Source organism: Microbacterium sp. G2-16M, assembly GCF_055809115.1.
Genome location: NZ_CM147897.1, coordinates 1 through 21,493, shown reverse-complemented (window position 1 = coordinate 21,493; position 21,493 = coordinate 1). Strand labels below are relative to the sequence as shown.

The 21,493-nt window shown below is 67.7% G+C and carries 14 protein-coding genes and 3 rRNA genes; 2 read left to right on the top strand and 15 right to left on the bottom strand.

What is annotated here, in order from left to right; genetic code table 11:
• Positions 1-51: 51 nt before the first annotated feature.
• The gene (locus AC0L6F_RS00085) at positions 52-885 is read right to left on the bottom strand and encodes a ParA family protein (protein ID WP_259613375.1); all 834 of its coding nucleotides are present in this window, start codon (positions 883-885) and stop codon (positions 52-54) included.
• 341 nt (positions 886-1,226) lie between these two features.
• Here AC0L6F_RS00085 and AC0L6F_RS00080 point away from each other — a divergent pair, with 341 nt between their 5' ends.
• Positions 1,227-2,546: an HNH endonuclease signature motif containing protein gene (locus AC0L6F_RS00080; protein WP_473538725.1), complete on the top strand. Its 1,320-nt coding sequence runs from the start codon at positions 1,227-1,229 to the stop codon at positions 2,544-2,546.
• A 49-nt stretch (positions 2,547-2,595) separates the two neighbouring features.
• Positions 2,596-2,835, top strand: coding sequence for a hypothetical protein (locus AC0L6F_RS00075; protein ID WP_473538724.1), 240 nt, complete (start codon positions 2,596-2,598; stop codon positions 2,833-2,835).
• A 76-nt stretch (positions 2,836-2,911) separates the two neighbouring features.
• Here AC0L6F_RS00075 and xerD read toward each other — a convergent pair whose 3' ends face one another.
• The 14 genes from xerD to AC0L6F_RS00005 all read right to left on the bottom strand — a co-directional run bounded on the left by xerD (position 2,912) and on the right by AC0L6F_RS00005 (position 21,094).
• Entirely contained in the window at positions 2,912-3,814 is a 903-nt protein-coding gene (gene xerD, locus AC0L6F_RS00070; RefSeq protein ID WP_473538723.1) for a site-specific tyrosine recombinase XerD, read from the bottom strand.
• 1 nt (position 3,815) lies between these two features.
• Positions 3,816-4,406, bottom strand: a complete 591-nt coding sequence (locus AC0L6F_RS00065) for an NUDIX domain-containing protein (protein WP_259611678.1) — start codon at positions 4,404-4,406, stop codon at positions 3,816-3,818.
• A complete protein-coding gene (locus AC0L6F_RS00060; protein ID WP_259613374.1) occupies positions 4,396-6,129 on the bottom strand; it encodes a CTP synthase in 1,734 nt (577 codons plus the stop codon). The genes AC0L6F_RS00065 and AC0L6F_RS00060 overlap by 11 nt, the downstream gene beginning before the upstream one ends.
• Complete coding sequence (locus AC0L6F_RS00055; RefSeq protein WP_473538722.1) at positions 6,122-9,040, bottom strand: hypothetical protein; 2,919 nt, start codon at positions 9,038-9,040, stop codon at positions 6,122-6,124. The genes AC0L6F_RS00060 and AC0L6F_RS00055 overlap by 8 nt, the downstream gene beginning before the upstream one ends.
• Complete coding sequence (recN, locus tag AC0L6F_RS00050) at positions 9,037-10,734, bottom strand: DNA repair protein RecN (protein WP_473538721.1); 1,698 nt, start codon at positions 10,732-10,734, stop codon at positions 9,037-9,039. Before recN ends, AC0L6F_RS00055 begins: the two co-directional genes overlap by 4 nt.
• The gene (locus AC0L6F_RS00045; RefSeq protein ID WP_274635872.1) at positions 10,731-11,663 is read right to left on the bottom strand and encodes an NAD kinase; all 933 of its coding nucleotides are present in this window, start codon (positions 11,661-11,663) and stop codon (positions 10,731-10,733) included. The genes recN and AC0L6F_RS00045 overlap by 4 nt, the downstream gene beginning before the upstream one ends.
• Complete coding sequence (locus AC0L6F_RS00040; RefSeq protein ID WP_473538719.1) at positions 11,660-12,460, bottom strand: TlyA family RNA methyltransferase; 801 nt, start codon at positions 12,458-12,460, stop codon at positions 11,660-11,662. The genes AC0L6F_RS00045 and AC0L6F_RS00040 overlap by 4 nt, the downstream gene beginning before the upstream one ends.
• Positions 12,457-12,606 (bottom strand): hypothetical protein, encoded by a 150-nt coding sequence (locus AC0L6F_RS00035; protein ID WP_259611671.1) that lies wholly within the window; start codon positions 12,604-12,606, stop codon positions 12,457-12,459. The genes AC0L6F_RS00040 and AC0L6F_RS00035 overlap by 4 nt, the downstream gene beginning before the upstream one ends.
• A gap of 34 nt (positions 12,607-12,640) precedes the next feature.
• Positions 12,641-13,702, bottom strand: a complete 1,062-nt coding sequence (locus AC0L6F_RS00030) for an HAD-IIA family hydrolase (RefSeq protein ID WP_473538718.1) — start codon at positions 13,700-13,702, stop codon at positions 12,641-12,643.
• A complete protein-coding gene (locus AC0L6F_RS00025) occupies positions 13,699-14,718 on the bottom strand; it encodes a hypothetical protein (protein WP_473538716.1) in 1,020 nt (339 codons plus the stop codon). Before AC0L6F_RS00025 ends, AC0L6F_RS00030 begins: the two co-directional genes overlap by 4 nt.
• A complete protein-coding gene (locus AC0L6F_RS00020; protein WP_473538715.1) occupies positions 14,634-15,548 on the bottom strand; it encodes a hypothetical protein in 915 nt (304 codons plus the stop codon). The genes AC0L6F_RS00025 and AC0L6F_RS00020 overlap by 85 nt, the downstream gene beginning before the upstream one ends.
• A 318-nt stretch (positions 15,549-15,866) precedes the next feature.
• Positions 15,867-15,983: ribosomal RNA gene (rrf, locus tag AC0L6F_RS00015) — 5S ribosomal RNA — on the bottom strand.
• A 113-nt stretch (positions 15,984-16,096) separates the two neighbouring features.
• Positions 16,097-19,204: ribosomal RNA gene (locus AC0L6F_RS00010) — 23S ribosomal RNA — on the bottom strand.
• Between the two features lie 365 nt (positions 19,205-19,569).
• A 16S ribosomal RNA gene (locus AC0L6F_RS00005) occupies positions 19,570-21,094 on the bottom strand.
• Together the 16S, 23S and 5S rRNA genes form the textbook arrangement of a ribosomal RNA operon.
• Positions 21,095-21,493 lie beyond the last annotated feature (399 nt).

The window sequence follows — 21,493 nt, the reverse complement described above, 5'->3', positions numbered from 1 at the left end:
GACGAAGGGCCGTCGTCTGCGACATCCTCCTCAGACGAGCGCGCTTCGTCGTCAGGCCACGGCGCCACGGGCGACCAGCTCCCGCGCGAGCCGCAGGTAGGCCTGTGCGGCCGCATGCTCCGGCGCGAACTCGGTGATCGGCATCCCCGACACCGATGCGTCCGGGAACTTCACCGTGCGACCGATGACGGTCTCGAGCACGTCGTCGCCGAACGCCTCGACCACGCGCTCCAGCACCTCGCGCGAGTGCAGCGTGCGCGGGTCGTACATGGTGGCGAGCACGCCGTCCAGGGTGATGGCGGGATTGAGCCGGTCCCGGACCTTGTCGATCGTCTCGATCAGCAGCGCGACGCCGCGCAGCGCGAAGAACTCGCATTCCAGCGGGACGAGCACGCCGTGGCTGGCGGTGAGCGCGTTGACGGTCAGCAGTCCGAGCGACGGCTGGCAGTCGATCAGGATGACGTCGTACTCGCCGGCGACGCCGCGCAGTGCACGAGAGAGGATCTGCTCGCGGGCGACCTCGTTGACCAGGTGCACCTCGGCGGCCGACAGGTCGATGTTGGCGGGGATGACGTCCAGGTTCTCGACGGAGGTGTGCACGATGACCTCGTGCGGGTCGCGCTTGGAGTCCAGCAGCAGGTCGTAGATCGTGGGGATCTCGTGCGTCGCGATCCCGAGACCGGCCGACAGCGCGCCCTGCGGGTCGAAGTCGACGGCGAGCACGCGGCGGCCGTAGCTGGCCAGCGCGGCGGCGAGGTTGATCGTGGTCGTCGTCTTGCCGACGCCGCCCTTCTGATTGCACAGGGCGATGATGCGTCCGGGGCCGTGGCCCTTCAGCGGCGCAGGGGTGGGGAAGCCGTGGTACGGACGGCCGGTCGGGCCCATGGGGACGTCGTTGAGACCCTTCGCCTTGGTCGTCTTCTTCGTCGCGCTGCCCGCCACCGGTCTCCTGCTCTCGTCCATGCTGTCCGGTCGATTCTAGCGATCTCGCGGCCGCGGCACGGGGCGCCGGCCGGGGATGTCGCGGACCGGCCGCGCGGCATGCTCGCCCGCGCCTCGCCGAGCGGTCGTTCCGTGGCGAGCCGCGTGCTCGCGAATGTCTCTGTGACGGTGCTCGCGACGGGACGCGAGAGATCTCAGAATCCGGAGATGAGAGAATTGCCATCGTCACCCGGAACCGCGTATTTTTCTTCGAGAGTGTCGGTGGTGGTGGGCATGATGGAGGTATGGACGAGCTGAGCGCGGAGGACCTGGATCTGCCGGGGATCGACGCGCTGGTCACGGGGCTGGTGGAGACGCGGCGGGCGATCGCGCGGTTGCAGGCGTTCGAGGCGTCGCTGCTGTCTTCGACGGTGGATGTCGTGGCCACGTGTGCCGCGGCCCGCGGGGTCGATGATGACCGGGAGCTGCCCTGGCGGGAGGTCTCGGCCGAGATCGGTGCCGCGCTGCGGATGAGCGATCGGACCGTGCAGGCCCGGCTCGGGGAGGCGGCCGTGCTGGTGACCCGGTTCCCGGCCACGCACACCGCCTGGGCGGACGGACTGCTGGACCAGTCCCGGGTGCGGGTGATCGTGGAGGTCGGCGCCACCCTGCCCGATGCCCAGACCCGTACCGTCTACGAGCAGACCGTGCTTCCACGGGCGGCGGAACTGACCCCGGGCCGGTTGCGCCCGGTGTGCCGGACGGTCGCGGACCGGGTCCACCCGGACTCGATCAGCACCCGGCACAAGCAAGCCCGGCAGTCGCGCACCACCCGGGTGATCGATCTGGACGATGACATGTCCCGGCTGCTGCTGGACGGACCGGCGACCCTGATCCACGCGATCTTCGACCGCGCCACCCAGATGGCCCGCACCGTGCAACAGGCCGCCACCGGCCCCGACCCGGACGCGACGACCACCCCCGAACACGAGGACGGGCTCCCCGTGGGCGATGATCGCACCCTGGACCAGCTGCGCGCGGACGTGCTCACCGACCTGCTCCTGACAGCGGCACCCACCGGCCACGGCCCCGCCGACGCGTTCGCCGGCATCACCGCGCAGCTCCAGGTCACCATCCCCGCCACCCTGCTCCACCCCGACTCCCCCGACGACACCAGCAACCCAGCCCCCGCGATCCTGACCGGGTACGGGCCGATCGACACCCACACCGCCCGCATCCTCGCCGCCGCCACCACCAGCTGGACCCGGATCTTCACCGACCCGCACACCGGCATCCCCATCAGCGCCGACCGGTACCGACCCCACCCCGCCCTGGCCCGACTCCTGGACGCCCGCGACCAGCACTGCCGCTTCCCCGGCTGCCGACAACCCGTCCACCGGTGCGACCTGGACCACACCCACGACCACGCCCTCGGCGGAACCACCGCGCACGACAACCTCGAACACCTCTGCCGCCGACACCACGTCCTCAAACACCACACCCGGTGGACCGTCCGACAACTACCCCGCGGAATCCTGGAATGGACCAGCCCCACCGGCCGCATCTACCACGACCACCCCACCCCGACAGTCCACTTCACCCCCGCCGACCCCCCACCCTTCTGAACCCACCCCCACCGCGGGAGAACCGGACTGCGACTTCGCCGGTTCGTCGATGCGGCTGCCCGACGGCACCACGCTGACGATCCCTCCGGCCGGCGCCGTCACCACGCACACGGCGGGCACCGGGTCGAGAGTGCCCGAGTACCAACTCGTGAACTGGGGCACGGCCGGCGTGAGTGCCGCGGCCATCACCGATGGACGGGTCGCGAACCTGTGGGCCAACAGCGCCGAGGCGCGCCGGCTGCAATACGAACAGCTGCGGCTGGACGGCGTCGTCGCGATCGGATACTGATCGCATCCGCCGTGCGGCTACGTGCTCGTCTCCCCGCCGGAGTGAGCCGGAGCCCGCGGGGGCAGCATCCCCGTCTCTACCGCGCCCGCGGATGCGATGTCGCGTACACGTCCCGCAGCGCATCCACGCTCACGTGCGTGTAGATCTGGGTGGTGGCCACCGAGGCGTGGCCGAGAAGCTCCTGCACCACGCGCACGTCGGCGCCGCCCTGCAGCAGGTGCGTCGCGAACGAGTGCCGCAGCGTGTGCGGCGACACGTGCGCGCTCAGCTGGGCGCGCTCGGCGGCCGCCTGGATCACCAGCCACACGCTCTGCCGCGACAGCGGAGCCCCGCGCGCGCCCAGGAACAGCCGCGGCGTCGCCCTGCCCCGGGCCGACAGCGTGGGCCGCACCCGGGTCAGGTAGGCGTCGACGGCGTCGCGGGCATAATCGCCGATCGGCACGATGCGCTCCTTCGACCCCTTGCCGCGCACGCGCAGCACGTCTCCGTGCGCGAGGTCGTCGACATCCAGCTGCACGACCTCCGAGACCCGCGCGCCGGTCGCGTAGAGCAGCTCGAGCAGCGCCCGGTCGCGCAGCCCCAGCGGCTCGGTCGGGTCGGGCGCGGCCAGAAGCCGTTCGACCTGGTCGATCGTCAGCGCCTTCGGCAGACGCTGCGGCAGCTTGGGCGGCCGCATCCGTCCGGTCGGATCGGCCTCGTCCAGCCCCTCCCGCACCAGGAAGCGGTGCAGCCCGCGCACCGAGGACTGCAGGCGTGCCAGAGAGGATGCCGCCGGCAGCGGCCGCGCGCCGGATCGATCGGCGATGAACCCGGTCACCAGCTCCGTCGTGATCGCCGCGGTGTCGTCGATGCCCCGCGCCGTCAGCCACTCGGCATAGCCGGCGAGGTCCCGACGGTAGGCGGCGACGGTGTGCGCCGACAGCCCGCGCTCGACCGTGACGTGCCGCAGGTACGCGTCCACCGCCCGATCCAGGCGCATGTCACACCCCGGAGGCGGCCCGCCGCAGATGCTCGGCCGCCGCCAGGACCCCCACCGACAGGATGCCGTTGCGCATCCGCCCCTGCAGGACGGCGGTCACGACATCCGCGATCGGAACCCACTCGACCCGGATGTCGGCCTCTTCCGCGCCGCGCACGTACCCGCCCGGCACCGGGCTGAGCCCGCGCGCCAGGAAGATGTGCACGACCTCGTCGTTGCCCCCGGGAGTGGTGAAGACGCTGGCCAGCGCGGACCATTCGGTCGCGGCGATGTCGGCTTCCTCGGCGAGCTCGCGGCGCGCCGCGTGCTCGGGCGGCTCGCCGGAGACATCCAGCAGTCCGGCGGGGATCTCCCAGTCCCGGTACCGGATGGGATGGCGGTACTGCTGGATCAGCAGCACCCGGTCGTCCTCGTCCATCGCCACGACCGCCGCCGCTCCGGTGTGGGCGACGTACTCGCGCACCAGCTCGTCGCCGTTGTAGCCGAACGTGTCGCGGCGCACGTCCCACACCTTGCCGTCGAAGACGAGTTCGCTCGAGACGGCTTCCGGGGTGAACGGCTCGTCCCGCAGCGCCGCCGGATCAGTCGCCATTGTCGACGTCGAACAGTTCGCTGGCGCGGTGACGCTCCACGGCCGCCTCGATCAGACCGCGGAACAGCGGATGCGCATGGGTGGGACGCGAGCGCAGCTCGGGGTGGGCCTGGGTGGCGATGTAATACGGGTGCACGTCGCGCGGCAGCTCGACGTACTCGACCAGGTTGCGATCCGGCGACAGCCCCGAGAACACCAGCCCGGCCTCGCTGAGCCGATCCCGGTACGCGTTGTTGACCTCGTAGCGGTGGCGGTGCCGTTCGGATGCGCTGGTCGAGCCGTACAGCTCGGCAGCCAGCGACCCCTCGGCCAGATCGGCCGGGTACAGCCCGAGTCGCATGGTGCCGCCCAGATCGCCGGCGGCCAGGATGTCCACCTGCTCGGCCATCGTGGCGATGACCGGATCGGACGAGTCCGGGTCGAACTCGCTCGAGGACGCCCCGGCGATCCCCGCGACGTGGCGGGCGTACTCGATGACCATGCACTGCAGTCCGAGGCAGATCCCGAGGGTCGGGATGCCCTGCTCGCGCGCGAAGCGCAGCGCGCCCAGCTTGCCCTCGATGCCGCGGATGCCGAAGCCGCCGGGCACGATGATGCCGTCGACGCTGGCCAGCGCCGCCTGCGCGCCCTCCGGCGTCTCGCACGTGTCGGAGGGGATCCAGCGGATCTTCACGTGCGTCTCCTGTGCGAACCCGCCGGCGCGCAGCGCCTCGGTGACCGACAGGTAGGCGTCCGGCAGGTCGATGTACTTGCCGACCAGCCCGATCGTCACCTCGTGCTTGGGGTTGTGCACCGCGTTGAGCACCTTCTGCCAGCGCGACCAGTCGACCTCGGCGGCGCGGGTCAGCCCCAGCGCCCGCACGATGTAGGCGTCCAGGCCCTGGTCGTTGAGCATCGACGGGATGTCATAGATGCTCGGCACGTCCACCGCGTTCACGACCGCGCGCTCGTCCACGTCGCACATCAGCGCGATCTTGCGCTTGTTCGCGTCGGTGACGGGCCGGTCGCTGCGCAGCACCAGCGCGTCGGGCTGGATGCCGATCGAGCGCAGCGCGGCCACGGAGTGCTGGGTGGGCTTGGTCTTCTGCTCACCGGACGCGCCCATGTAGGGCAGCAGCGACACGTGCACGAAGAACACGTTGTCGCGCCCCAGCTCGTGCCGGATCTGCCGGGCCGATTCGATGAACGGCTGCGACTCGATGTCGCCGATCGTTCCGCCGACCTCGGTGATGATGACGTCCGGCTTGGGAACGGCGTCGGCCTGCAGACGCATGCGGCGCTTGATCTCGTCGGTGATGTGCGGGATCACCTGCACCGTGTCGCCGAGGTACTCCCCGGCGCGCTCGCGCGCGATCACCCGCGAGTAGATCTGCCCGGTGGTGACGTTGGCGGCCTGATTCAGGTTCACGTCGAGGAAGCGCTCGTAGTGCCCGATGTCCAGGTCGGTCTCGGCGCCGTCGTCGGTGACGAACACCTCGCCGTGCTGGAACGGGTTCATGGTCCCGGGGTCGACGTTCAGGTACGGGTCGAGCTTCTGCATGACCACGCGCAGTCCGCGCGCCGTGAGCAGATTCCCCAGGCTCGCGGCGGTCAGTCCCTTGCCCAGAGACGAGACGACACCACCGGTCACGAAGATGTGCTTGGTGGTGTCGTCGGATTCCGTGGTGTCGGACTTCGTGGTGTCGGAGACGGGATCGAAACTGCCTGCGTCTGAACTATGCATCACGGGCTTTAATCCTATCAGTGACTCGGCCGGGTCCGCTGTGCGAATGCCGACGGCGCGTGCGGGTCCACACCAGGACGAGCACCGTGGCGGCGACGCTGATGCCGAGCAGGAGCAGCGGCACCAGGAACGTCGCCTCGTCGCCGTACAGGTCCTGCGTCATCCAGACGAACAGGATGCCCTGGGCGAGCGTGAACCCGACGGGCAGCCACCGCGCGACATCCCGTGCGAGCCCCTGCACCGGCCCGCGACGTGCGCGCACGACTCCGATCGCCGCGCACACCAGCGTCCCCAGGGTCAGCGCGACGGCGAGGATCATCGGCAGCGCGCGCGCCAGAGCGTCGCCCACGTAGACCATCGGCGATCCGGCCGCGTACGTGCCGTCGGCGAACTGCAGCTGGACGCCCTGGAAGTCGTCGTCCGGCAGGAACGGCCCGTTCTCGTCCTCGACGGCCTGCCACATCCCGTCCTCGTCGACGGCGTACTCCTGCTGATACCGCACCGTGCCGCCCGGCCCCGCCGTCGTGCCGACCGCGCGCAGCCCGGTGTCCGGCCACGACTGGTCGCCGAGCCATCCCGACGCGCCTGACGCGGCGCTGCTCATCGAGGCGGGCACGGTGAGACCGACCGCGATGTGCGCGGGGGCGGCATCCGTGCCGGCCCAGCCGAAGTCCCACCCCGGATTCAGCGCCGTCCAGCGCAGCTGCTGGCGCCACTCCCCGTCCTCCCAGACGGTGGCGACCGGATCATCGATGCGGTAGCGGATGACGATCGCATGCTCCCCCGGCCAGTCGTCCGGGATCTTCGTCTGCAGCAGCGCCTGGCCCTGCATCCGGCGCTGGGTGAACGGGACGGCGGCCCCGTCGACGGTGACGGATGCCACGGTCAGCGCCATCCGGTGACCGGCGACGTCGTCGTGCCACTGCCGCAGCACCTGCGGCACGTCCTGGTAGTCGCCCCCGACCGTCGCGGTCATCGTCTCCTGCACGTCGAGGCGGACCCGCTCGCCGGGGCCGACGGTCGCCGTCGCATCGGAGGAGAAGTCGGTGACGAACACGCCGTAGTCGCCGGGCAGGTCGCCGTCGTAGACGGCGTCGTCGGGCGGACGGGCGGTGGATGCCGGAACCCACACCGCGATGGCGATCGCCGCCATCACCGCGACCACCGCCGCCGTCCGGACGACGAGTCGTCCACCGGTGACGAACTGCGGATCGGCCTCGGCCTTGGCCCGCATGCCCTCGTCGGCGAGCAGGCGCCGCACCAGCCGCCCGGCGCGCCGGGAGGGCGAGAACATCACCGCATACGGCAGCAGCGGATCGGACAGCGACGTGCGCTCGTCGCCGCGGGTGCGCTGCACGAACAGGCGCAGACCCAGCAGGTGCTCCTTGACCAGCGCGCCCTGTCGAGTGAGCGGTCGCGCGCTGAGCGCGAGGACGAGGATGACGACGGCCAGGGCCGTGGTGACGACCACGATCGCGAGCGGCCACCAGTACACGGACAGCGGCACCTGGTATGACAGCTGACGCACCAGTCCCCACTGCAGCATGGTCCAGGCCAGGGCCGCACCGATGAACGAGTCGCGCACGAAGCCGGTGGGCACCCGCCGCAGACCCCGCGTGAACTGCTCACGCCACGCCGGCGCAGACAGGTAGCGCGACCACGCGGTGAAGAGGTTTCCGATCCGGCCGGTGCGCGCCGCGGCGCGCCCCAGGGCCCGCCGCGCTGCCGCCGACTTCGGCGCGGCGCGATGGTCGGCCACGGCCCCGGCCAGACCCGAGGTGAGCACGGCCCGCCAGAGCCGGGCGGCGAGAGCCGGCTCGACGCCGGGCGGCGGCTGCTCCTGGTAGACGTACCAGGCCCGACCCCGGGCATCCGCCCACGCGACCGCCCGTGCGGCCAGGGCGAACAGCAGCGTCGCGGCCAGCAGGAGCAGGGGCACGAACGGGCCGATCACCTGCACCCAGTACAGGAACGAGGGGGCCGGCATGGTGAACGTCCCCTGCTGGAAGGGCAACCGGAACCAGAACGTCGCGTACGGCGGGATGTTCTGGTCGTTGACCAGCGAGTAGGTGACGGCGGCGGCGGTCTGGGTGTCGGGCTCGAGCTGTGAGGAGTCGCTCAGCAGCAGCCAGGAGATGCCGCCGTGCGGCTGCCGGGAGTAGTCCGCCACCAGTGCGCGCGGCACGGTGACGGTCAGCGCCGAGTGCGCCACGCCGTGCGGGAAGTCCGGGCCGAAGACGTTCCACTCCAGGAGGTCCTCGATCCGCCCGGTGGAAACGTTCTCTGCCGGGTACGCCAGATCGCGCAGCGTGTACCGCAGCACGAGCTCGTGGTCGCCGGTCAGCGGCGCATCGCGCTGGATGCGGAACGTCGTGCGCGTGGGCGCGCGCACGGTGTCCACGCCGGTCTCGGCCCCGTCGAACGTGGCCGAGACCAGGGTCGGGTCCAGGTCGTGCGATTCGTACTGCGACGGGATGACGCGCTCGACGGCATCCTCGTCCACATCATCCGGGAAGAAGGCGGTGATCCGCTCGGTGACCTCGACGTGCAGGCGACCGTCCGCCGACCGGGCGAGGGTGCAGTCGGCGGCGAAGGAGCGGGCGATCCAGGTGTCGGTGGCGCCTTCGGCCGAGGCGGTGATGTCGTCGAAGCCGATCGGTCTGTTGATCACGGGACCCGCCAGCAGCAGGATGCCGATGCCGATCACCAGCGCCCAGCCGACCCGGGTGGCCCAGCGGATGTTCGCCGAGCCGTGCGAGCGCACCCATGCCTCCAGGCGCAGCAGGCGCGCCGAGAGCCACCGGTACAGCGGGGTGGGACGGCGCTGCTCCACCCGGACGGCGCCGTCGGGCATGGGTCCGTCGGGCACAGGAGCGTCGGGCAGGCCGCCGCCGGGGTCGTCGGAGCTCACGCGGCCCCGCGAGCCGTGTCCAGCAGCTCCCGGGCGTGCGTGAGCGCGGCATCCGAGTCGGTGAGCCCGGACAGCAGCCGCGCCATCTCGGCCTCGCGGTCGGCGCCCTCCAGCCGCCGCACGCTCGAGGACGTGACCGTCCCGTCGTTCGACTTCACCACGCTCAGGTGGTTCGTGGCGAACGCGGCGACCTGGGCGAGATGGGTGACGGCGATGACCTGCGCCGACCGCGCGAGCCGGCCGAGCCGGCGCCCCACCTCGATGGCCGCGGCGCCGCCGATGCCGGCGTCGACCTCGTCGAAGACGAACGTGGGGACGGGGTCGGTCGCGGCGATCACCACCTCGATCGCGAGCATGACCCGGCTCAGCTCTCCGCCGGATGCGCTGCGTGAGACCGGTCGTGCCGGGGCGCCGGGGTGCGGGGCCAGCAGGATCGCGATCTCGTCCCGGCCGTGCGTCGAGGCGGGCGCGTCGCTCACCGCGACCTCGACGCGGGCGTCGGGCATCGCGAGCGCGTGCAGCTCTTCGGTCACGGCGTCGCCGAGCTGCTGCGCGGCCCCGCGGCGCGCTTCGGTCAGCGTCGCGGCCGCCGCATCGAGGTCGGATGCCGCGGCCCGGCCCTCGGCGGTCAGCCGCTCGATGCGGTCGTCGTCGTCATCGAGCTCGGCCAGCCGCGCCGAGCCGGTCTGCAGCAGCTCGAGCGCAGCCTCGAGCGTCCCATGGGTGCGCACCAGCCCGCCGAGCACCGCACGCCGCTCTTCAACGGCGGCCAGCTCGTGCGGGCCGGACTCGTCGAGGTCGGCGAGGTACCCGGAGATGCCGGCTGCCAGATCGGCCGCCCGGTAGCCGATGTCGGCGGCCTGCTCGGCCAGCGCCCGCAGCGTGGAATCGTCCTCCGCGGCCCGCTCCAGCGCACGCCGAGCGTGCGCCACCAGCGCGGTCACGTCGGGCTCGTCATCCTCGGACGACAGGGCGGCGTGCGCGGTCGCGGCGGCCTCGCGCAGTGCTTCGGCGTTCGCCAGCCGCTCGGCCCGACGGTTCAGCTCGACGTCCTCGCCCGGCTGCGGGTCGGCCTGCTCGATCTCGGCGAGGGCGGCGCGCAGCGCCTCGGCCTCGGCGGCCCGAGCATCCCGGTCCGTGATCAGGGCGGTCAGCTCGGCATCCAGCGTGCGCCAGTGATCGTAGCGCTGCTGATACTCCCGCAGAGCGCCGGCGACCGGGTCGCCGCCGAACCGGTCCAGCGCATCGCGCTGCGCGGCGGATGACCGCAGCCGCAGCTGCTCGGACTGCCCGTGCACCACGACGAGCCGGTCCGCGAGATCGGCCAGGACCCCGGCCGGGGCGGTCCGGCCGCCGACGGTGGCCCGGCTGCGGCCCTCGGCCGACAGCGTCCGTCCCAGATAGAGCTCGGCCCGCCCGTCGCCGATCGGCTCGACCTCGCCGCCCGCGTCGCGCACCCGCTCGGCGACCGGGCCGGCATCGGGCACGATCCACACTCCGTCCACCGACGCCTGCGCGGCCCCGGCGCGAACGGCCCCGGAGTCGGCGCGCTGGCCCAGCAGCAGTCCGAGGCCGGTGACCACCATGGTCTTTCCCGCCCCGGTCTCGCCGGTGATGGCGGTGAAGCCCGGACCCATGGGCAGGGTCGCCTCGGCGATCACACCGAGGTCGCGCAGCTGCATGTGCTCGATCACGGCCGGGCTCCCGGCCCGTCCCCGTTCCCCCGCCACCCGGCGACCGGAAGCTGGAACTTCCGCACCAGCCGGTCGGTGAACGCCGCCGGGTGCAGTCGCGCCAGGCGCACCGGCTCCTCGGAGCGCCGCACGACCACCCGGGCTCCCGGAGGGAGCTCGTGCGAGCGTCGGCCGTCGCACCAGAGGATGCCGGTGCCGTTCGTCCGCTCCAGCACCTCGATCGCCACCGCCGTCTCGGGCCCCAGCACCAGCGGCTTCGCGAACAGCGCATGCGCCGACAGGGGCACCACCGCGATCGCGGCCACGGTGGGCCAGATGACGGGGCCGCCGGCCGAGAAGTTGTAGGCGGTGGAGCCGGTCGGGGTGGACACGACCATGCCGTCGCACCCGAAGCTCGACAGCGGCCTGCCGTCGATCTCGACGACGACCTCCAGCATCCGCTCCCGGCTCGCCTTCTCCACGGTGGCTTCGTTCAGCGCCCAGGTCGAGTAGATGACCGCGCCGCTGACGTCCTTGACGCGCACCGACAGTGCGAGCCGCTCCTCGACGCGGTAGTCGCGGTCGATGACGCGCCGGACGGCGTTGTCCATGTCGTCGCGCTCGATCTCGGCGAGGAAGCCGACATGCCCCATGTTGATCCCGAGGACGGGCGCCGTCCCGCCGCGCACGAGCTCGGCGGCCCGCAGGATCGTGCCGTCGCCGCCGAGCACGATCGCCAGCTCGATGTCGGAGACGGCCACGTCCGTGCCGAGCGTCGAGGTCCGGCGCAGCTCCGGCCGCAGGCCGATCAGCTCTTCCCGGTCGTCGGCGGCCAGCACGGGCCGCGCACCGGCGGTGTGCAGCGCGTCGATGACGTGCGCCGCCGCCTCGACCGTGTCCTCGCGCTGGGCGTGCGCGACGACCAGGATGCTGCGCTGATCCGTCGTCATGTGCTTCCCGTCGCCGCGTTCACGATGCCCGTCCATTCTGTCGGATTCCCCTCGGATCCCGATATCAGGTGGACCACGTACTCCCGGTTGCCGTGGGTGCCGACCACCGGCGACGGGATGACCCCGTGGGTGCCGAGGCCGACGTCCCAGGCGGCCCACAGCACGTCGGCGACCGCCTCGGACCGCAGCGCCGGATCGGTCACCAGGCCGCCCCGGACCGCGGTGCGCCCCACCTCGAACTGCGGCTTGACCAGCAGGACGACATCGGCGGCGGGTGCGGCGACCGCCGCGACGGCCGGGAGCACGTGGTGCAGCGAGATGAACGACAGGTCGCCGCAGATCAGCTGCGGCGCGGCCTCGATCCCCGACGCCTCGCGCAGGGATGCGGCGGTCATGTACCGGACGTTGAACCCCTCGATCGCTATCACGCCGGGGTCCGCGGCGATCTCGGCCGCCAGCTGGTCGTGGCCGACGTCGACGGCGATCACCGGAGCGGCGCCGCGCTCGCGCAGCACTTGGGTGAATCCGCCGGTGGAGGCGCCCATGTCCAGCGCGAGACGTCCGGCGACCGGCACGGCGAAGGCATCCAGTCCGGCGAGGAGCTTGTGCGCAGCGCGGCTCACGTAATGGTCGGCGCCGGCCAGGCCGATCTCGGCCGCGTCGTCGACGGGGGCGGATGCCTTGACCACGGCGCGCCCGTCGACGGTGACCAGTCCCTGCGCGATGAGGGTCTGGGCGTGCGTGCGCGAGCGGGCCAGTCCCCGGGCGGCCAGCGCCTGATCGAGCCGCTGCGTCATGCGGTCGGAGGGGTCGCCGGGCCGCTGTCCAGCACGCGTGCGAGCTCTTCGTGCAGCGCCGCGTAGGCGTCGGCCCGTTCGGCGAGCGGCTGGCCCTCGATCACCCGCAGGCGGCTGATCAGCTCGTCGTGCTCCACGTCCTCCATGGTCCCCATGCTAGCGCCGGGCACCCCGCCGTGCTCAGGGGCGGAACGGGTCGGCGTACAACTCCTCCTGCACGTGGAAGCCGAAGATGGCCCGCCCCGAGTCCCACACGGCTGCCGCGCCTGCGCGGACCAGATCGATGGGATGCGGACCCGCCTGCACCACGCGCAGCTCGGCACCGTCGATCTGCACCACGGCGTCGCCGACCTGCGTACGGTCGCCCTCGGTGCGGGTGGTCGGATACGGCTCGAACAGCTGGCGCAGGTCCGCGACGATGTAGTCCGGGCGGCTGGTGGGCGGCGCGGCCAACAGGTGCTTGGGGCGGTCGACTCCGGTCAGCACGAACGCGGACGGGATGCCGGCGGCCTGCGCCCCGGCGATGTCGGTGTCGAGACGGTCGCCGATGAACAGCGGCCGACGTGCCTCGAAGCGCGCCACCGCCTCGTGGAAGATCGGCGTCTCCGGCTTGCCGGCCACGGTGGCCAGTCGTCCCACCGCGGTGTGCACAGCCGAGACGAGGGTGCCGTTGCCGGGAGCGATCCCGCGCTCCTGCGGCAGCGTCCAGTCGGTGTTGGTCGCGATCCAGGGGATGCCGCCCTCCTCCTCGGGCGTCTGCAGCGCGTACGCGGCCTCCGCCAGCTGGGTCCAGGCGATGTCGGGAGAGAACCCCTGCAGCACCGCCGCCGGCGCGTCCTCCGCGCTCGCGGTGACGGTGTAGCCGGCGCGGGCGACCTCGGTGACAAGCCCTTCGCCGCCGACGACCAGGATCGTCGCCGGCGGGGCGATCTTCGTGCGCAGCAGCCGCACGGCGGCCTGGGGGCTGGTCACGATGTCTTCGGGCACCGTGCGATTCAGGCCCAGGTCGCGCAGATGCGCGGCCACGTTCGCGTCGGTGCGCGAGGCGTTGTTGGTGATGTAGCCGAGCCTGCGCCCCTCGGATGCCGCCCGGTTCAGGCTGTCCACGGCATGCGCGAGCGCCCCTGCGCCGGTGTACACGACGCCGTCGAGGTCGGCCAGCACCGTGTCGATCCCGTCGAGCGGCGTCGCCGTGCTCTCCGCGGGCGCCTCCCCGCGCAGCCGCGCGAACACGCCCTTCACTCCCCGTCCCCCTCCGCCGAGGTTGTCCCCGGTCCGCCGAGGTTGTCCTCCGTCCGCCGAGGTTGTCCTCCGTCCGCGGAGGTTGTTGTTGTCGGTCCGCCGAGATTGTCCTCGGTCCGCCGAGATTGTCCTCGGTCCGCCGAGATTGTGCCGGCCCCGTCCTCGGTTTCGTCGGCCGCGAGGTCGTCATCCTGAGGCTCGACCTCAGTCTGGTCGTCGGCATCCTCTCGGTCGCCGGCATCCGCCTGGTCGTCGGGCACCGCCTGGTCGTCGGCATCCGCGGCATCCGCAGGCGGGTCTTCTCCCGCCTCGTCGAGATCCTCTTCGAGATCTTCGACGTACACGGTCTCGTCCTGTCCGACACCGGATGCCTCGTCCAGCGCGTCGGCCGCGACATCGGCGAGTCGCTGCCAGCGGGTGGCCTCATCCGTCCGGCCGAGCTCTTCGAGGACCGTGGCCCGCGCGGCGAACAGCGCCGGGCTCCATTCGTAGGCGTGGTCGGGATCGGCCTCGGGGATCTCGAGCTCCTGGAGGGCACGGCTCGCGTCCCCCTGGTCGAGCCATGCCCCGGACATCGCGATCGCCAGCTGCACGCGCACATCGGCGGGCAGCGTGGACCGCTCGACCGACCGCCCGACCTCGAGAGCACGTTCCGGCCGACCGACCCCGCGCTCGCTGTCGACCATGAGAGCGATCTGGTCTTCGCGGCCGGACAGCCGCCGGTACGTGCGCAGTTCGCGCAGCGCCAGCGCGTAGTCGCCGAGCGCGTAGGCCGTGATCGCCACGGTCTCCCGTGCGACGGGGATGCGTCCGGCATGCCGCGATGCGGCCAGCGCATGCTCGTGCGCCAGCGCCGGATCGTCGTCGATGAGCTGCGCCGCCATCGCGAGATGCCGCGCGACGCGCTCCGCATTCTCCTTGCTCAGCGTCTTCAGCTCATTGCGGGCTGCCGGGGCGAGGTCCTTCGGCGTGATCTCGTCCGGCAGCTGGGGATCGCGCGGGCGATCCTCGCGCACGTCCTGCGGGGGACGCGAAGAGCGACGGTCCGAGTCTTGTCCACGATGGCTGTCGGGTCGGCGCCGATCGTCTCGATAGGGTCGATCGTCCCGACGGGGCCGATCGTCCCGCTGGGGTCGGTCATCCCGATAGGGCCGGTGCTCTCTGTCGGTGCGGTCGCTCCGGTCGGAACCCGCCCCGCTGTACGGGCGATCACGTCGATCAGAGCCGCGGTCGCGGTACGGACGATCGCCGGCGCTTCCCCGAGCCGGCCGATCATCACGTGCAGAACCGCCCTGATACGGTCGGCCGCTGCGCTCGGAGCCGGCCCGATTCGGCCGGTCACCGCTTCCCGAGGTGCCGCCACGGTACGGACGATCGCCACCAGACGAGCCGCCGCCACGGTACGGACGATCGCCACCAGACGAGCCACCACCCCGGTACGGACGATCCCCACCAGACGAGCCACCACCCCGGTACGGACGATCCCCACCAGACGAGCCACCACCCCGGTACGGACGATCCCCACCAGACGAGCCACCACCCCGGTACGGACGATCCCCACCAGACGAGCCACCACCCCGATACGGACGATCCCCACCAGAAGAACCACCACCGCGATACGGACGATCCCCACCAGAAGAACCACCACCGCGATACGGACGATCCCCACCAGAAGAACCACCACCGCGATACGGACGATCCCCACCAGAAGAACCACCACCGCGATACGGACGATCCCCACCAGAAGAACCACCACCGCGATACGGACGATCCCCACCAGAAGAACCACCACCGCGATACGGACGATCCCCACCAGTCGAACCACCACCGCGATACGGGCGGTCACCGCCCTCGTTCGAGCGCTGGGGCCGGGATCCGGTGTCGCGGTGCGGACGTTCGTCGCGTCCCCGATAGGGGCGCTCGCCCGCGGAATCGCCGCGAGGTGCGCGGTCGCCATGCGCCGGCTTGCTCCGCTGCGTCGGATTCCTGTCCTTGCCGGCCCCCGCGCCATCCCGGCGGGGAACGTCAAAGGACGGTCGTCCACCATCCCGACGCTCGTCGTGACGGTCCTCTCGATCAGCCATATCTCTCCCTTGCCCTGCCATTGTGGACCCCGTAACGCAGAAATGGCCACCCAAGATGGGTGGCCATTTCTGGAATGGAAGTCCGGCGGTGTCCTACTCTCCCACAGGGTCGCCCCTGCAGTACCATCGGCGCTGAGAGGCTTAGCTTCCGGGTTCGGAATGGGACCGGGCGTTTCCCTCTCGCTATGGCCGCCGAAACACTATTGACGTTTCAGTCTGCACAACAAAAGTCTTGTTCTGGTGTGCGGTGCCCGACCGTACGTCGAGAACCACAAAGTGGACGCAAGCACCCGCAGGAAAAAGGGCGTGTGTTATCAAGTCATCGGCTTATTAGTACCGGTCAGCTGCACGCATTACTGCGCTTCCACATCCGGCCTATCAACCCAGTAATCTGGCTGGGAGCCTCTCACCCGAAGGTATGGAAGTCTCATCTTGAGGCCGGCTTCCCGCTTAGATGCTTTCAGCGGTTATCCATCCCGAACGTAGCTAATCAGCGGTGCTCCTGGCGGAACAACTGACACACCAGAGGTTCGTCCAACCCGGTCCTCTCGTACTAGGGTCAGATCCTCTCAAACTTCCTACGCGCGCAGCGGATAGGGACCGAACTGTCTCACGACGTTCTAAACCCAGCTCGCGTACCGCTTTAATGGGCGAACAGCCCAACCCTTGGGACCTACTCCAGCCCCAGGATGCGACGAGCCGACATCGAGGTGCCAAACCATGCCGTCGATATGGACTCTTGGGCAAGATCAGCCTGTTATCCCCGAGGTACCTTTTATCCGTTGAGCGACAGCGCTTCCACAAGCCACTGCCGGATCACTAGTCCCGACTTTCGTCCCTGCTCGACCTGTCAGTCTCACAGTCAAGCTCCCTTGTGCACTTACACTCGACACCTGATTGCCAACCAGGTTGAGGGAACCTTTGGGCGCCTCCGTTACTCTTTGGGAGGCAACCGCCCCAGTTAAACTACCCACCAGGCACTGTCCCTGAACCGGATCACGGTTCGAAGTTAGGCATCCAGAGTGACCAGAGTGGTATTTCAACAATGACTCCACCCGAACTAGCGTCCGGGCTTCACCGTCTCCCACCTATCCTACACAAGCCACACCGAATACCAATACCAAGCTATAGTAAAGGTCACGGGGTCTTTCCGTCCTGCTGCGCGTAACGAGCATCTTTACTCGTAATGCAATTTCGCCGAGTTCGTGGTTGAGACAGTTGGGAAGTCGTTACGCCATTCGTGCAGGTCGGAACTTACCCGACAAGGAATTTCGCTACCTTAGGATGGTTATAGTTACCACCGCCGTTTACTGGGGCTTAAATTCGCAGCTTCGCCTTGCGGCTGACCGCTCCTCTTAACCTTCCAGCACCGGGCAGGCGTCAGTCCGTATACATCGTCTTGCGACTTGGCACGGACCTGTGTTTTTAGTAAACAGTCGCTACCCACTGGTCTCTGCGGCCACCACACCCTTTCCCACGCAAGGCGGTATAAGTGGATGGCCCCCCTTCTCCCGAAGTTACGGGGGTATTTTGCCGAGTTCCTTAACCACGATTATCTCGATCTCCTCGGTATTCTCTACCTGACCACCTGAGTCGGTTTGGGGTACGGGCGGCTGGAACCTCGCGTCGATGCTTTTCTTGGCAGCATAGGATCACCCACTTTTCATCCGCATCGTGTCTCACCCTTCATGAACGGCGGATTTGCCTACCGTTCGGGCTACGCACTTGCACCAGGACAACCATCGCCTGGCTTGGGCTACCTTCCTGCGTCACACCTGTTAATACGCTAGCCGCACCAGCATGGGGTCGAGCGTTCACGCAGCAACCATCACCCCGAAGGGATCCGGCAACGCCACGCTAGGACTCTTAGCACCACTGGATTGACTGGGGCGGTTCTTCGCCGGTACGGGAATATCAACCCGTTGTCCATCGACTACGCCTGTCGGCCTCGCCTTAGGTCCCGACTTACCCAGGGAAGATTAGCTTGACCCTGGAACCCTTGGTCTTTCGGAGGACGTGTTTCTCACACGTCTTTCGCTACTCATGCCTGCATTCTCACTCGTGTGGCCTCCACGGCTGGGTCACCCCGCCGCTTCACCGGCCACACGACGCTCTCCTACCCATCAACACGGCTGGACCACGAAGGCCTACCACAAGTGTCAATGCCACATCTTCGGTGGCGTGCTTGAGCCCCGTTACATTGTCGGCGCGGAATCACTTGACCAGTGAGCTATTACGCACTCTTTCAAGGGTGGCTGCTTCTAAGCCAACCTCCTGGTTGTCAAAGCAACTCCACATCCTTTCCCACTTAGCACGCGCTTAGGGACCTTAGATGGTGGTCTGGGTTGTTTCCCTCTCGACGATGAAGCTTATCCCCCACCGTCTCACTGCTGCGCTCTCACTTACCGGCATTCGGAGTTTGGCTGACGTCAGTAACCTGTTGAGGCCCATCGGCCATCCAGTAGCTCTACCTCCGGCAAGAAACACGCAACGCTGCACCTAAATGCATTTCGGAGAGAACCAGCTATCACGAAGTTTGATTGGCCTTTCACCCCTATCCACAGCTCATCCCCTCAGTTTTCAACCTAAGTGGGTTCGGCCCTCCACGACGTCTTACCGTCGCTTCAGCCTGGCCATGGATAGATCACTTCGCTTCGGGTCTAGGACATGCGACTGAACGCCCTGTTCAGACTCGCTTTCGCTACGGCTACCCCACACGGGTTAACCTCGCCACATATCGCTAACTCGCAGGCTCATTCTTCAAAAGGCACGCTGTCACAGCTACCAAGGCTGCTCCAACGGTTTGTAAGCAAACGGTTTCAGGTACTATTTCACTCCCCTCCCGGGGTACTTTTCACCTTTCCCTCACGGTACTTGTCCGCTATCGGTCATCTGGGAGTATTTAGGCTTATCAGGTGGTCCTGACAGATTCACACGGGATTTCTCGGGCCCCGTGCTACTTGGGATACTCTCCGCGCCAAGAACAAGCATTTCGGCTACAGGGCTCTCACCTGCTATGGCTCGCCTTCCCAGACGATTCGCCTATACTCTCTTGTCACGCCGGCTGCTCGGCAGAACAGCCAGGAAAGTCCCACAACCCCGCACACGCAACTCCCGCCGGATATCACACGTGCACGGTTTAGCCTCTTCCGATTTCGCTCGCCACTACTCACGGAATCACGGTTGTTTTCTCTTCCTGTGGGTACTGAGATGTTTCACTTCCCCACGTTCCCTCTACCCGCCCTATACATTCAGGCGGGAGTCACCAGGTCGGCACGCCGCCTGGCGGGGTTTCCCCATTCGGACACCCTCGGATCAAAACTTGCTTATCAGTTCCCCGAGGCTTATCGCAGATTGCTACGTCCTTCTTCGGCTCCAGATGCCAAGGCATCCACCGTTCGCTCTTAAAGACTTGAAATCACATGAGCAGACCAACCCCCAAAAAGGGTCGGCCAAATTATTTCTTTAAGATGCTCGCGTCCACTGTGTAGTTCTCAAAGTACGGGCGGCACCCGCCCCCACCACCAACCGGCGACAGGAACGAGCCCACGAGGAAACCACCAACCACCCCGAAAGGCAGCCACGGCCAGTCCCTCAGGACCCAACAACGTGCAGACACCCCGCTCCCCAACCCCCACCTTCCAACCATCCGAAAACGGCGTACTAGCAAGAATCAGCTGCGCTGATGCCATGTCAAATGTTCCACCCATGAGCTAACCAGCACCACACATCCGGTGATGACCTGGCGCCTGGAAGACCCGAAGATCTCCAGATGCTCCTTAGAAAGGAGGTGATCCAGCCGCACCTTCCGGTACGGCTACCTTGTTACGACTTAGTCCTAATTACCGATCCCACCTTCGACGGCTCCCTCCACAAGGGTTGGGCCACCGGCTTCAGGTGTTACCGACTTTCATGACTTGACGGGCGGTGTGTACAAGACCCGGGAACGTATTCACCGCAGCGTTGCTGATCTGCGATTACTAGCGACTCCGACTTCACGTAGTCGAGTTGCAGACTACGATCCGAACTGGGACCGGCTTTTTGGGATTCGCTCCACCTCACGGTATCGCAGCCCATTGTACCGGCCATTGTAGCATGCGTGAAGCCCAAGACATAAGGGGCATGATGATTTGACGTCATCCCCACCTTCCTCCGAGTTGACCCCGGCAGTATCCCATGAGTTCCCACCATAACGTGCTGGCAACATAGAACGAGGGTTGCGCTCGTTGCGGGACTTAACCCAACATCTCACGACACGAGCTGACGACAACCATGCACCACCTGTATACGAGTGTCCAAAGAGTTGACCATTTCTGGCCCGTTCCCATATATGTCAAGCCTTGGTAAGGTTCTTCGCGTTGCATCGAATTAATCCGCATGCTCCGCCGCTTGTGCGGGTCCCCGTCAATTCCTTTGAGTTTTAGCCTTGCGGCCGTACTCCCCAGGCGGGGAACTTAATGCGTTAGCTGCGTCACGGAATCCGTGGAAAGGACCCCACAACTAGTTCCCAACGTTTACGGGGTGGACTACCAGGGTATCTAAGCCTGTTTGCTCCCCACCCTTTCGCTCCTCAGCGTCAGTTACGGCCCAGAGATCTGCCTTCGCCATCGGTGTTCCTCCTGATATCTGCGCATTCCACCGCTACACCAGGAATTCCAATCTCCCCTACCGCACTCTAGTCTGCCCGTACCCACTGCAGGCCCGAGGTTGAGCCTCGGGATTTCACAGCAGACGCGACAAACCGCCTACGAGCTCTTTACGCCCAATAATTCCGGATAACGCTTGCACCCTACGTATTACCGCGGCTGCTGGCACGTAGTTAGCCGGTGCTTTTTCTGCAGGTACCGTCACTTCCGCTTCTTCCCTGCTAAAAGAGGTTTACAACCCGAAGGCCGTCGTCCCCCACGCGGCGTTGCTGCATCAGGCTTCCGCCCATTGTGCAATATTCCCCACTGCTGCCTCCCGTAGGAGTCTGGGCCGTGTCTCAGTCCCAGTGTGGCCGGTCACCCTCTCAGGCCGGCTACCCGTCGACGCCTTGGTGAGCCACTACCTCACCAACAAGCTGATAGGCCGCGAGCCCATCCCAGACCGAAAAATCTTTCCAACTGCAGACCATGCGGCCACAGCTCATATCCAGTATTAGACACCGTTTCCAGCGCTTATCCCAGAGTCCAGGGCAGGTTGCTCACGTGTTACTCACCCGTTCGCCACTGATCCCCAAGTGCAAGCACCTGGTTCACCGTTCGACTTGCATGTGTTAAGCACGCCGCCAGCGTTCATCCTGAGCCAGGATCAAACTCTCCGTAAAAAAACGATGCCACAACACCACCGGGAAAACGGCAGACGCTGCAGCGAGTTCAACCATGACCAACAGAAATGCCATCACTGACAATCCATAAATTGATCCAAAGGAATCTCACCAGCCGACCAAACAAATGGTCAACCGACGAGGATAAAATTTGGCATTTGACAAGTGCACGCTGTTGAGTTCTCAAAGACCGGACGCACCCACAACCCGGACAAAATCCATCGCGCAGGGCAACTTCCCAATCATACCCAGTCCGCACGGCATCTCGACTCGACACGCCGCCCTCGGGCTGGACGTCCCATGCTACCACTTCGGAGACCGATGAAGACATCGGATCGTGGTGGAGATGGGAGGTGTTCACTGCTTGAGGGGTGCGGGGCCTTCCGGCCTCTCCGCTCT

Bases quoted from the DNA above. Each gene is read 5' to 3' on its own strand.
- AC0L6F_RS00085 (WP_259613375.1), bottom strand. From the start codon at position 885: ATGGGCCCGACCGGCCGTCCGTACCACGGCTTCCCCACCCCTGCGCCG.
- AC0L6F_RS00080 (WP_473538725.1), top strand. From the start codon at position 1,227: ATGGACGAGCTGAGCGCGGAGGACCTGGATCTGCCGGGGATCGACGCG.
- AC0L6F_RS00075 (WP_473538724.1), top strand. From the start codon at position 2,596: ATGCGGCTGCCCGACGGCACCACGCTGACGATCCCTCCGGCCGGCGCC.
- xerD (WP_473538723.1), bottom strand. From the start codon at position 3,814: ATGCGCCTGGATCGGGCGGTGGACGCGTACCTGCGGCACGTCACGGTC.
- AC0L6F_RS00065 (WP_259611678.1), bottom strand. From the start codon at position 4,406: ATGGCGACTGATCCGGCGGCGCTGCGGGACGAGCCGTTCACCCCGGAA.
- AC0L6F_RS00060 (WP_259613374.1), bottom strand. From the start codon at position 6,129: ATGCATAGTTCAGACGCAGGCAGTTTCGATCCCGTCTCCGACACCACG.
- AC0L6F_RS00045 (WP_274635872.1), bottom strand. From the start codon at position 11,663: ATGACGACGGATCAGCGCAGCATCCTGGTCGTCGCGCACGCCCAGCGC.
- AC0L6F_RS00040 (WP_473538719.1), bottom strand. From the start codon at position 12,460: ATGACGCAGCGGCTCGATCAGGCGCTGGCCGCCCGGGGACTGGCCCGC.
- AC0L6F_RS00035 (WP_259611671.1), bottom strand. From the start codon at position 12,606: ATGGAGGACGTGGAGCACGACGAGCTGATCAGCCGCCTGCGGGTGATC.